At 38.2% G+C, this 13,797-nt stretch carries 6 protein-coding genes and 1 riboswitch; of the genes, 2 read left to right on the forward strand and 4 right to left on the reverse strand.

Annotated features, from left to right (window positions below; all coding sequences use genetic code 11):
- Positions 1–853: 853 nt before the first annotated feature.
- Positions 854–2,125 (reverse strand): cation:proton antiporter, encoded by a 1,272-nt coding sequence (locus PVK71_RS13205; RefSeq protein ID WP_274419282.1) that lies wholly within the window; start codon positions 2,123–2,125, stop codon positions 854–856.
- Between the two features lie 180 nt (positions 2,126–2,305).
- Here PVK71_RS13205 and metH point away from each other — a divergent pair, with 180 nt between their 5' ends.
- Positions 2,306–5,986 carry a methionine synthase gene (gene metH, locus PVK71_RS13210; protein WP_274419283.1) on the forward strand — a complete coding sequence of 1,227 codons (3,681 nt, stop codon included), beginning with the start codon at positions 2,306–2,308 and terminating at the stop codon, positions 5,984–5,986.
- 120 nt (positions 5,987–6,106) lie between these two features.
- Here the strand turns inward: metH and lysC are convergent, their stop codons facing one another.
- Positions 6,107–7,456: a lysine-sensitive aspartokinase 3 gene (lysC, locus tag PVK71_RS13215; protein ID WP_274419284.1), complete on the reverse strand. Its 1,350-nt coding sequence runs from the start codon at positions 7,454–7,456 to the stop codon at positions 6,107–6,109.
- A 65-nt stretch (positions 7,457–7,521) separates the two neighbouring features.
- Positions 7,522–7,694, reverse strand: a riboswitch (Lysine riboswitch).
- A gap of 215 nt (positions 7,695–7,909) precedes the next feature.
- Between lysC and PVK71_RS13220 the strand changes: the two genes are divergently transcribed.
- Positions 7,910–9,019, forward strand: coding sequence for a pyridoxal-phosphate-dependent aminotransferase family protein (locus PVK71_RS13220; RefSeq protein WP_274419380.1), 1,110 nt, complete (start codon positions 7,910–7,912; stop codon positions 9,017–9,019).
- 61 nt (positions 9,020–9,080) lie between these two features.
- Here PVK71_RS13220 and PVK71_RS13225 read toward each other — a convergent pair whose 3' ends face one another.
- A complete protein-coding gene (locus PVK71_RS13225) occupies positions 9,081–10,835 on the reverse strand; it encodes a PglL family O-oligosaccharyltransferase (protein ID WP_274419285.1) in 1,755 nt (584 codons plus the stop codon).
- Positions 10,836–10,934: 99 nt separating this feature from the next.
- Complete coding sequence (gene uvrA / locus PVK71_RS13230; RefSeq protein WP_274419286.1) at positions 10,935–13,760, reverse strand: excinuclease ABC subunit UvrA; 2,826 nt, start codon at positions 13,758–13,760, stop codon at positions 10,935–10,937.
- Between the last annotated feature and the right edge of the window lie 37 nt (positions 13,761–13,797).

Below are 13,797 nucleotides of genomic sequence, written 5' to 3' on the forward strand. Positions count from 1 at the left end.
TACGCCTGTAGAAAGTTAAATGATACAGAATATACGTATAGGAGGGGACTTCATACTAATCCGGAAATTAACTGTTTATAAGTATCCCATCTCTTCCACTCATTTTTGTGATGTGATTTCTACAGTCAGAAATGTATCCCAACCGTAACAAACCTCAAAAACAATGCTGCCATAATACAAATGCCAATAATAATCTGATCAATATTACTGGTTAAATCATTCAATAGTTGCGTTAAAAATTATTGTAGAATAACAATTTATAAGAAATTTTGACTTACTCTTAAGTTATTTTACTGTGTGATAAATAGACAATTTAATCACTTACATTGGTATAATTAGTGAAATTTTGATTGGCAAAATAGTGTTGTCGTAACCAACTATAAACTTATGCTATAGGGCTCAGGTTTGGTGAGTTTTGGTAGAAGATTAATGATACTGACATTATTAAATTTGATCGTAATGTCATCGGTATGCCAGTAATACCATTCATTACAAATATAGTGTGACGTCCTTTTTATTCACTTTAGATAATTTATCGTAATATTTTTCTTAATCTAAATCCTTCTTACTGACTAAATCTGGTTAGTCTTGAATTTACTGTGGTTATTTAGTGTTCTTATACCATTTTGGATAAGTAGTTGTTCAGATAATTGCGTAAGAAAAATCGATTAGAACAAGGCTTGAATTACAGTAACTGGTAGAGCTAATTACAAAATTTATAACGCAGATATAATCGATTTTAACAAGCAAGAATGATCAAATACTTATGTAGATTGGTATTAGTAAGGGGCATAAAAAAATGGAGATACATAAAATGCATCTCCACGAATAGATTTCGAATTTTTGGTCAAAATTACTTTTCTAGTTTCTTTGCTTTTTCAATCATTTTTGTAATGGTAGAACCTTGAATTAAAATAGAAAAGACAACAACAGAATAAGTCATAACAAGAATAATTTCTCTGACATCTATATTCTTATCTGGGATGATGATAATTCCTGATGGGATAGCCAGAGCCATTGCCAAAGCCAACCCGCCTCGAAGACCACCCCACGTTAAGATATTTACTGATAATGGATTATAAGTTCTGAATCGTTTAAAGCCAATATATGGTAAGTAAACGCTTAAATAGCGACTTGCTAGCACCAGTGGGATAGATATTGCCATTAAGATCCAGTCTTCTTGATGGAATTGGAATAACAACATAGACATACCAATAAGAAGAAATAGGACGCCATTTAAAAATTCATCAACTAATTCCCAGAAGTGATCTAAGTGGTCTTCACTCTCTTTTGAAAAACCAATATAACGAGTCCAGTTACCGATCATAATACCAGATACAACCATGGCTAATGGACCTGAAACATGGAGTATCTCTGCAAATGCATAGCCTGACGTAGGAATGCCTATGGTTAATAATAATTCCATTGAATGGTCATTTGTTGAGCTGATTAGGTAATGAAAAATTAGACCTAAAACAAAGCCGTAAATAATGCCGCCAATGGCTTCTTGTAAAAATAATGCAGTTACACTACCAACTGTTGGTGTCTCTGAGCCAAACGCGATAGTAAATAATGTGACGAAAATAACCAAACCAAAACCATCATTGAATAATGATTCTCCTTCGATTTGAGTAGAAATTCGTTGTGGTGCGTTCAGTTTTTTTACAATAGCAAGAACAGCAATAGGGTCGGTTGGTGAGATAAGCGAACCAAATAGTAAGCAGTAGATTAAATCAAGGTTAATGCCGATTAGATTACATATTCCCCATAAAGCAAAACCAATAAAAAAGGTCGAGAATAAGGTTGAACCAAGGGCAAGTACGGTTATTTCCCATTTTTGATCTTTAAGGTTTTGAAGTTTTATTCCTAACCCACCAGCAAACAATAAGAAACCTAATATTCCCTTCAGTAGAAAATCTTCAAAATTTATCTCTGTTAAGGTTTCTGTAGCCACTTCTCTAAGGTTAAACCAATCATTTTGGCCTGCGATAATGATCCCAAGCGATAGCATCATTGAACCTGCGGTGATGGCGATTGTTGTTTGCATCTTTCCTATTTTGCTATTAAAAAAAGCAATTAGCATAGCAGCCGCTGCTAAAAAGCAGAGTGTGTTATACACAGACATAGATTAACCTCTAATATGTTCTTAATGTAACAAAATGTGATTAAGGTCATTTTCCGCTCTATTTGATAAAGATCAAACTTTATTTCTAATTTGGATAAATAAATCCGTTTTGGACGTCTAGATTCCTATTAGATGTGTGATAGGATTGTAACAGAAACGTATTATGGATGAGGCAGTACCGTGGCAGGAAGCAATAAGAAAACTGAAATAGAAAAGCATCTTCTGGAACGTATACTTTTGATCGATGGTGGCATGGGAACCATGATCCAAGAGTATAAGTTTGAAGAACAAGATTATCGAGGAGAGCGCTTTAGTGATTGGCATTGTGATTTAAAAGGTAACAATGACCTTCTAGTGCTTTCTCGTCCTCAAATTATTAGAGATATTCATTCTGCTTATTTAGAAGCGGGTGCAGATATCTTAGAGACTAACACCTTTAACTCAACAACGATCGCAATGGCTGACTATGATATGGAAAGTCTGAGCGAAGAAATGAATTTCGAAGCTGCAAGGTTAGCAAGAGAAGTAGCTGATGAGTGGACATTAAAAACGCCTCATAAACCGCGTTATGTCGCAGGTGTTTTAGGTCCGACGAACCGAACATGTTCTATTTCCCCAGACGTAAATGATCCAGGTTACCGAAATGTCTCTTTCGATGAATTAGTCGAAGCTTACTCTGAATCAACTCGTGCATTAATCAATGGTGGTTCTGATTTAATTCTTATTGAAACCATCTTTGATACTTTGAATGCAAAAGCGTGTTCTTTTGCGGTTGAATCTGTTTTTGAAGAAATGGGTATCATATTACCAGTGATGATTTCAGGTACGATTACAGATGCTTCAGGTCGTACGCTTTCAGGACAAACTACAGAAGCGTTCTACAATGCTTTGCGTCATGTTAAACCAATCTCATTTGGTTTGAATTGTGCATTAGGGCCTGATGAATTACGTGAATATGTAAGTGAACTGTCTCGTATTTCTGAGTGCAGTGTTTCAGCACACCCGAATGCAGGCTTGCCTAATGCCTTTGGTGAATATGATCTCTCTCCAGAAGAAATGGCAGAACACGTAAAAGAGTGGGCCGATAGTGGTTTTTTAAACTTGATTGGAGGCTGTTGTGGTACGACTCCAGAGCATATTCGTCAAATGGCACAAGTGGTAGAAGGGGTTAAGCCGCGTCAATTACCTACACTTCCTGTTGCTTGTCGTTTATCTGGTTTAGAACCATTAACTATTGAGAAAGACTCTCTTTTTGTGAACGTAGGTGAAAGAACCAATGTTACCGGTTCTGCTCGTTTTAAGCGTTTAATCAAAGAAGAGTTATACGATGAAGCCTTGAGTGTCGCTCGTGAGCAAGTAGAAAACGGTGCTCAAATCATCGATATCAATATGGATGAAGGGATGCTTGATGCTGAAGCGTGTATGGTTAAATTCTTAAACCTGTGTGCTTCAGAACCTGAGATATCTAAAGTTCCTGTAATGGTCGATTCTTCTAAATGGGAAGTTATCGAAGCTGGACTTAAATGTATTCAAGGCAAGGGTATTGTTAACTCAATATCACTTAAAGAAGGTAAAGAAAAATTCTTACAACAAGCTAAGCTAATCCGTCGCTATGGTGCTGCTGTGATTGTGATGGCTTTTGATGAAGTAGGCCAAGCGGATACGCGTGAGCGAAAAATAGAAATATGTACTAACGCCTATACTATCTTAGTGGATGAAATTGGTTTCCCACCAGAAGACATTATTTTTGACCCAAACATCTTTGCTGTTGCCACAGGGATCGATGAGCATAACAACTACGCTGTTGATTTTATTGAAGCCGTTGCTGATATAAAAAGAACGCTCCCCCATGCCATGATTTCCGGTGGCGTATCTAACGTATCATTCTCATTCCGAGGTAATAATTACGTACGTGAAGCGATTCACGCCGTGTTCTTATATCACTGTTTTAAGAACGGTATGGATATGGGTATCGTAAATGCAGGCCAATTAGAAATTTACGATAATGTACCTAAAGATTTACGTGAAGCGGTAGAAGATGTCGTACTTAACCGTCGTGATGATTCAACAGAACACTTACTTGATATGGCAACAGAATATCTAGAACGAACGGTCGGAAAGGTTGAAGATAAATCGGCTTTAGAATGGAGAACGTGGTCGGTAGAAAAACGCCTTGAACATTCTTTAGTGAAGGGAATTACTGACTTCATTGTTGAAGATACAGAAGAAGCTCGAGTCAATGCCGCTCGCCCTATTGAAGTGATCGAAGGTCCTTTAATGGACGGCATGAACGTCGTGGGTGATTTATTTGGTGAAGGGAAAATGTTCCTTCCTCAAGTGGTTAAGTCTGCGCGAGTGATGAAACAAGCCGTAGCGCATTTAGAACCTTTTATTAATGCCACGAAAGATGTCGGTTCAACCAATGGCAAAATCTTATTAGCAACGGTGAAAGGTGACGTACACGATATCGGCAAGAATATCGTTGGGGTTGTTCTTCAATGTAATAACTATGAGATCATTGATCTTGGCGTGATGGTTTCTTGTGAGAAAATTCTAAAAGTTGCGAAAGAAGAGAACGTCGATATTATTGGACTTTCAGGCCTTATTACACCATCACTTGATGAGATGGTTCATGTGGCTAAAGAGATGGATCGTCAAGGCTTTGATTTGCCACTTTTGATTGGTGGGGCAACGACGTCTAAAGCGCATACCGCGGTGAAGATAGAGCAAAATTACTCTCAACCTGTGGTTTATGTTAATAACGCTTCTCGTGCGGTTGGTGTTTGTACCTCGTTATTGTCTGATGAATTGAAACCAGCATTTATTGAAAAATTAGATTTTGATTACGAGCGTGTGCGTGATCAACATAGCCGTAAAACACCACGAACAAAACCCGTTTCACTAGCAAGAGCACGAGCAAACAAAGTCGATATTGATTGGGTAAACTACACGCCTCCAGTACCTGTAAAGCCGGGTGTACATATTATTGATGATATGGATGTTGCGACGTTACGCGAATATATTGATTGGACTCCTTTCTTTATGACATGGTCTTTAATGGGCAAATACCCTGCAATTTTAGAGCATGAAGAGGTGGGTGAAGAAGCGAAGCGTTTATATAAAGACGCGAACGATCTGTTGGATCGTGTAGAAAAAGAAGGCTTACTAAAAGCGCGAGGAATGTGTGCTCTTTTTCCTGCCAACAGTGTTGATGATGATATTGAAGTGTATACCGATGAATCACGTACAGAGGTATTGAAAGTACTACATAATTTACGTCAACAAACAGAAAAACCAAAAGGGTTTAACTATTGTTTATCTGATTATATCGCACCGAAAAAGAGCGGAAAGGCCGATTGGATAGGTGGCTTTGCTGTGACTGGTGGCATTGGTGAACGAGAGCTTGCAGACGACTATAAAGCCAAAGGTGATGATTATAATGCCATTATGATCCAAGCGGTTGCTGACCGTTTAGCAGAAGCATTTGCCGAGTATTTACATAAAGAAGTCCGCAAAAATATCTGGGGATATTCACCTGATGAAGATCTTTCTAATGATGATCTTATCCGTGAAAAGTATCAAGGCATTCGCCCTGCACCTGGATATCCAGCTTGTCCGGAACATACCGAAAAAGGGACATTGTGGGAGTTGATGGATGTTGAAGAAACAATAGGAATGTCGTTGACTTCTAGCTACGCTATGTGGCCGGGAGCCTCTGTTTCTGGGATGTATTTCTCTCATCCTGATTCTCGTTATTTTGCGATAGCTCAGATCCAAAAAGATCAGGCAGAGAGTTACGCAGAAAGAAAAGGCTGGGACATGTTAGAGACTGAAAAATGGTTAGGTCCAAATTTAAACTAATTTCTTTTTAAATTAAAAATAAAAAATCCCATTAATAAATCTATTAATGGGATTTTTAGTTTATACACTTGATATTAATTCAAGTGTAAATGGTCAGGTCCTTATTTAAATTAGTTCTATTTATTCAAATAACTCTTTATGTAGAACTTGAACTGCACGTTTTGAGTCTGATTCATTTAATAAAAAGCATAAATTATGTTGGCTTGCACCATAACAAATCATACGTAAATTGAAATCCTCTAAAGTACCGAATACTTGTTTAGCTGAGCCTTTAGAATGACTCATTTGATTACCAATGAGCGCAACTAAGCACAAATTGTGTTCTATTTCGATTGTGCAGAGTTCTTCAAGTTCTTGCTGTGCTTCTGGTGGCAATTCAGGTGCTTTGCCATTGGTATTTGTTTGATCAAGAGTGAGAGCAACACTGACTTCGGAAGTTGTAATTAAATCTACAGATATTTGGTATTTTGCCAAAATTTTAAACACTTCGGCAAGGAAACCGTAAGCATGAAACATATTTGGGCTATGTAATGTCACCATGGTTTGATTGCAGCGTAGGGTTAGCGCTCTAAATAGTGGAGAGCTATTTACCTGTTGTTTAATCCATGTGCCGCCTTTTTCTGGTTCTTTTGATGAACCAACAAATACCGGAATTTGATGGCGAAGTGCTGGCAATAGGGTTGATGGGTGCAATATTTTAGCCCCATAATTTGCCATTTCAGAGGCTTCGCTGAAACTGATTTCAGGGATTGGTGAGGCAGCAGAGGCAATACGTGGGTCGGTTGTATAAATACCAGGAACATCGGTCCAAATCTCTAATCCACATGCATTCACTGATTCCGCAATCAAAGCGGCACTGTAATCACTGCCTCCTCGGCCTAATGTTGTTGTATTCCCTTGGCTATCTGATCCAATAAATCCCTGTGTTACAACGATATGTTTTTGACATAGAGGTATCAGTTTTTCTCGAGCTAAACGAGTAATTTCTTCAAGTTGAGGTTCACCTTTACCAAATTTTGAATCGGTGCGTAGTACGGTTCGAATATCAAAGCGAACCGCAGAATTTCCACGTTCAATCAGTAGTTGAGTAAAAAGGTGGGTAGACATTAACTCACCACACGCGACAAGGTGGTCAGTAAGTTTGTCGCTAGGTTGGAAAGTCGCAGCGTCAGCCGTTTTTTCTATATCATCAAGAATTTCAAGAATGGCTTTTTCAGGGTAAATGGGTTCGGAAAGTTGGTCTAATACTGAAAAATGTATGGACTTGAGTTCAGAGAGGATTACTTTTTTTCTTTGGTTATCTTGTGTGCCATTTGCGAGTTCAACTAAAAGATTAGTGACTCCGGAGCAAGCACTGATAACGACAAGGTGAGTATTTTTGTTCTGTTCTATGACATAAGCGCTGCGGCTCATTGCTTCAAAATTTGCAACACTTGTTCCGCCAAATTTAGCAACATTTATAGGGTTCACTTTCCTGTCTCCCGACTACATCCAATGTGGAAATAAATGTGAAGAGTCATAGCAAAAAATAAATAGCTGCTAGAAGCTCTCCACTTAAAATTAAGTGGCAATCGTAAGGATTCAGCCTGTACGATCGATAATCTTTTCCCAATCAAGATTATCTCGGCACTGCTCTCCCTCACTTATTTGTTTGGGAGTTTGGGCTCCACAAATAAAGCTACCTAGGCAGTGCTCCTCTTCTGTGTATGTTTTATATAACAAAACATGTGTTAACAATGTGCTTTTTTATGAAACAAATGTCAATCAATAGTAATGGCTTTATTTGTATTTCTCTGATTTAAAGTCAATATAAGTGTTTTATGGCTATTTTCTATAGTTAAGTCACTCTAATTACTTCGTCTAATTGAGTTTAATTATTATTGTGTCTATTCTTTAAACACCCTATATTTCAAGGAGTGAATGATGCAAAGTTTTATCCCACCAAAAAGAACCCTTATGGGACCTGGACCTTCTGATATATCGCCACAAGTATTACAGGCATTAAGTCGCCCAACGATTGGTCACTTAGATCCTCTATTCATTAAAATGATGGATGAAGTAAAAGAGCTACTTAAGTATGTATTTCAAACAGAAAATGAGTTTACCATTGCGGTTTCTGCACCAGGAAGTGCAGGAATGGAAACTTGTTTTGTTAACTTAGTGGAAAAAGGTGAAAAAGTATTAGTTTGTCGTAATGGTGTTTTTGGCGAGCGTATGCGTCAGAATGTTGAGCGATGTGGTGGAACTGCGATTGTTATCGATGATAAATGGGGTGAGCCAGTTTCACTAAATAAAGTTGAAGAGGCTTTACTGAAACATGCAGATATTAAGATCGTCGCTTTTGTGCATGCAGAGACATCAACCGGTGTATTAAGTGATGCAGAATCCATTTCAACTCTTGCGCGTCAATATGGCTGCTTAACTATTGTTGATGCAGTAACATCGTTGGGTGGTGTACCATTATTCGTTGATAAATGGCAATTAGATGCGGTTTATTCTGGCTCTCAAAAATGTTTATCTTGTACTCCTGGTTTATCACCTGTGACGTTTTCTAAGCGAGCGGTCGATAAGATGAAATCAAGAACTAAAGCTGTGCAAAGCTGGTTCTTAGATCAAAGCTTAGTCCTGTCTTATTGGAGCGGTGAAGGAAAACGAAGTTATCACCATACAGCGCCTGTAAATAGTTTGTATGCATTGCACGAATCATTATTGATGCTTAAAAATGAAGGATTAGAAGCCGCGTGGAGTCGACATGCATTTTATCATCAAGAATTAAAAGAAGGATTAGAATCGCTAGGTATTCAGTTTATGGTTGATGAAGCGTATCGTTTACCACAGCTTAATGCCGTTTATATTCCAGAAGGTGTTAGCGACGTAGAAGTTAGAAGTCGATTACTGAATGAGTATAATTTAGAAATTGGCGCAGGGCTGGGTGATTTAGCCGGAAAGACTTGGCGTATTGGTTTGATGGGATATGCGGCTAAAAAAGAAAATGTCGCATTATGTTTAAAAGCATTATCTGACGTTCTTTAGATTACAAATACAAAAGCCGCTAAAAACGTAGCGGCTTTTTACTGTTTCTTTATTTATGATTTTATTTTTGACGTAACTTTTCGTCGAGTTGTACCAATTCAAATTTGTTATTTGGAAAGAGAAAAATGGCTTCTCTTCTAATATCTTCTGCTCTTTTTTCTTCGCCTAAAGCTTGATAAGCAATGATTAGGTTTTGATAAAAGGCTGGTCTTGGCTTGGTTTTAATCAGTTCTTTTGACCAAGTAATATAAGGCGTGATCAGTTCTGGTTTTTTGTTCATTATCCCAATGGATAGTTGAGCAGATAACACATCCCAATTAAATCTGTCTTCCCAAATCACAGGATTAGTTACTTGATTTAAAATATCAGGGTTCATTGGTCGAGTCGTTTCAAATTTAGTTAAAACCCAATTAGTGTGAAGTGTTGAAAGCATATAAAAAGCAGTGACGATTGGCAGTACTAATGAGCTGACTCGTAATGTTATTTTACTGATATCACTAATGCGGTACTTTTTATATTTACAGCTTAGTTGATCTATCCAGAACAGAAGAATGATGAACGTAAACCAGTGCAACATAGAGTGGTAAAACGGATACTCTAATTGACTATGAATGAAGATCGGGGCGATTAAAGCCAACAGAGCAAATTGTGTATCGAGTTTACTTTTTCGTATTTTGAGTAACACCCCTCCGGCGGCAATGAGTAAACCTAAAATTGCGACGATGCCACCTTCAACAGCCCAATATAGAATTTCATTATGAGGGTGATCCATCGAAGGCAACCCAGGTTTGTAGCTTGATGATATTTGGTGCTGTTTTGCTGTGTATAAGGTGTAATCAGCCTCAAAATTACCATAACCATAGCCGGTAATCGGCTTTTCTAAAAACATGTCTAGAGCTTGTGGAAAGGTATAACGTCTCGGGCTTTCTAGATCAGCTTTTTGACTAATTAATGATACTTTAGATAAATTATCTTGAGATAAGTTAAATAAAACAAAGCTACCACTAAAACCAATAATTAACGCTAATACCCAAGAAAAGAAACGTTGTTTCGTACAATATTTCCACATGTATGGCGTTAATAAAATAAGGCTGAAAACCGTCGCTAGCCAACCTGTACGAGACGCTAATACTACGATCAGAGGTAAGGTAAATAAGATCGTTGCATAAAGTAAAGTGAGAGCAATAACATTTTCACGATATTTAATTGGTTGTCGAGCGAGAAAGTAAGAGGCGATGGCGAGTCCAGTAGCGAGAAAACTTGCCATAACATTCGGTTGCTGAAAAATGCCATAAGGGCGGTTTGCTATAACATTATAACCAAAACTGTTCCCTTCTTTTAAAAAAAGGTATTGGATATAGCCAAAAATCGCTTCGATTAACACTGAGCCTATGGTGCACCACAAGAGCCATTGCTTCTGTTTATTTGAAAAAGCAAACTGTTGCAGAGTTATGAAGAAAAGCAATCCAGCCCATAAACCTAAGAACCTACCTAATGCTAATTGAGGAGAGGCATCATGATAAAAAAGAGGAAGAGAGAGTAAGCTAACAGCGAATAATAAAACCAGAGTTAAGGTCGAATATTTAATTAAACCTTGTTTTGCTATATGGAATAAGGCAATTGCAATTGCAATGCTAGCTGGGATCCAAGAGGCGGCATTGAATGCTAGATGTAGTCCTGAACCACCAGGATTAGGTTGGAAAAAATGAGCACAAACAAAGAAAAGAACACTTAAGCTAAATAGATAGAATTTGGTTAATGGTTTTTTTATCTTTCTAGTTTCTAATTGTGTTCCTTGAGTAAGTAGCGTTGCCATGTTTCATTAATTCCTTATTGCGAGCATGAGAATAAAAGTAAAGCCAACAAAATGCTGGCTTTATTCTATCTGATCCAAGCAATAAAAGGCTTAATTTTATTACTTTAGCATTGGTTTTAAGAAGCGTGCCGTATGAGAGCCCTCAACTAATGCAACATCTTCAGGTGTTCCTTCTGCAATGATCTCTCCACCTCCTTGTCCGCCTTCTGGTCCTAAATCGATAATCCAGTCTGCGGTTTTTACTACATCAAGATTGTGTTCGATAACCACTATCGTATTTCCTCGTTCTCGTAAACGGTGAAGAACATTTAATAGTTGTTGAATATCGTGGAAATGCAATCCAGTTGTTGGCTCATCTAAGATATACAGTGTTTTTCCTGTGTCTCGTTTAGAGAGCTCGCGAGCTAACTTTACTCGTTGGGCTTCACCACCAGAGAGAGTGGGAGCTGCTTGGCCTAAGCGAATATAAGATAAGCCTACATCCATTAAGGTTTGTAGCTTTCTAGCGATCACAGGTACTGGTTCAAAGAAAGTGTGAGCATCTTCAATCGTCATTTGAAGAACTTCATCAATACTCTTACCTTTGTATTTTACCTCTAGTGTCTCGCGATTATATCGTTTACCTGTACATACATCACATGGCACATAAACATCAGGTAAGAAATGCATTTCTACTTTGATTACACCATCACCTTGACACGCTTCACAGCGACCACCGCGAACGTTAAAGCTAAAGCGACCAGGTTTATAGCCACGTGAACGTGATTCTGGAGTGCCTGAAAATAGCTCACGGATAGGAGTAAAAATCCCTGTATAAGTTGCAGGGTTTGAACGGGGTGTTCGTCCTATCGGACTTTGATCTATGTCGATTACTTTATCAAAATGTTCAATGCCTTTTATTTTCTTATATGGTGCAGGTTCTGACGTGGTGGCTCCGTTTAATTGGGTATGAGCAATTTTAAAGAACGTATCGTTAATAAGTGTAGATTTACCTGAACCAGAAACCCCTGTTACACAAGTAAAAAGACCGACAGGTAATTTTAATGTCACGTTTTTTAGGTTGTTGCCTGTCGCGCCAATTAACTCAACCTGTTTTTTCGGATCGGCTTTGATGCGTTCTCTAGGCACGGCGATTTCTTTAGCACCACTTAAGTATTGACCTGTTAGCGAATCTGGATTTGAAATAATATCTTGATAGCTGCCTTCTGCAACAATATGACCCCCATGAATTCCTGCCCCGGGGCCAATATCAATAATATGATCGGCGCTTCTGATCGCATCTTCATCATGTTCAACAACAATAACGGTATTACCAAGATCACGAAGGTGATTAAGGGTTTTTAATAGTCGTTCATTATCTCGCTGGTGAAGGCCGATAGAAGGCTCATCAAGAACGTACATAACACCAACTAAACCGGCACCAATTTGGCTTGCTAAGCGGATGCGCTGTGCTTCACCACCAGAAAGGGTGTCAGCACTGCGTGATAAATTAAGGTAATTTAAACCTACATTGATAAGGAAATGCAGACGTTCATTAATCTCTTTCATTACTTTATCTGCTATTTGAGCTTTTTGCCCTTTCAGTTCTAGAGAACTAAAAAATGCCATTGAGTCTTGAATACTCATTTCACAGATTTCAGGTAATGTTGTATCACCAACAAATACACTACGCGCTTCTAAACGCAAACGCGTACCGTGACAACTTGAACAAGATTGAGTCGAAATATATTTAGATAAATCATCACGAACAGAACTCGATTCTGTTTCTTTGTAGCGACGGTCAAGTGTATTTAATATACCCTCAAAAGGGTGACGTTTAACACGTAAATCACCACGGTCATTACTGTATTGAAACTCAACTTCTTCCGTTCCTGAACCATTAAGAATGATATTTTGGAATTTCTTCGATAGAGATTTAAATGGTGCGAAAAGATCGAATCCATAATGATTTGCTAATGAAGTTAGCATTTGGAAGTAGTAATAGTTTTTTTGATCCCAGCCTTTAATTGCGCCTTCTGCGATGCTGAGCTTATTGTCTAAAACAATTCGGTCGGCATCAAAATATTGTTGAACACCTAGACCATCACAAGTACCACAAGCTCCTGCTGGGTTATTGAATGAAAATAGGCGAGGCTCAAGTTCTGACATGCTGTAACCACAATGTGGACATGCAAAGTTAGCAGAGAAAATCAGGGGTTCATCTTTGTTATCATCCATATAATCGATAACAGCAATACCGCCTGTAAGTTCTAAAGCGGTTTCAAAAGATTCAGCAAGGCGTTGTTTTAGGTCCTCTCTGACTTTAAAACGATCAACAACGACTTCAATGGTGTGTTTTTTATGTAATTCCAACGTCGGTGGATCAGAAAGATCGCAAACTTCGCCATCAATACGAGCACGAATAAACCCTTGAGCAGCTAAATTTTCTAAGGTTTTAACATGTTCACCTTTACGTTCTTTCACAATAGGAGCTAATAGCATCAGCTTTGTGCCTTCAGGTAACTCTAGCGCTTTATCAACCATTTGACTGATAGTTTGTGCGGTTAGTTCTACATGATGTTCAGGGCAACGAGGTTCGCCAATACGTGCATATAAAAGGCGTAAATAATCGTAAATCTCAGTAATTGTTCCGACAGTAGAACGAGGGTTGTGAGACGTTGATTTTTGTTCGATAGAAATAGCAGGAGAAAGGCCTTCGATGTGGTCTACATCTGGTTTTTCCATTAGGGATAAAAACTGGCGAGCATAAGCAGATAATGACTCTACATAGCGTCGTTGACCTTCTGCATATAAAGTATCAAAGGCCAAAGAGGATTTGCCTGAACCAGATAAACCAGTAATAACGGTTAGTTTATCTCTTGGGATAGTTAAACTAATGTCTTTTAGGTTATGGGTTCTTGCCCCTCTAACTTCAATTTTATCCATGAAAATGTCTCTCTGCTTTAAAGAATAACTAGGATAA

Source organism: Aliivibrio sp. S4MY1, assembly GCF_028765545.1.
Lineage (GTDB): Bacteria > Pseudomonadota > Gammaproteobacteria > Enterobacterales > Vibrionaceae > Aliivibrio.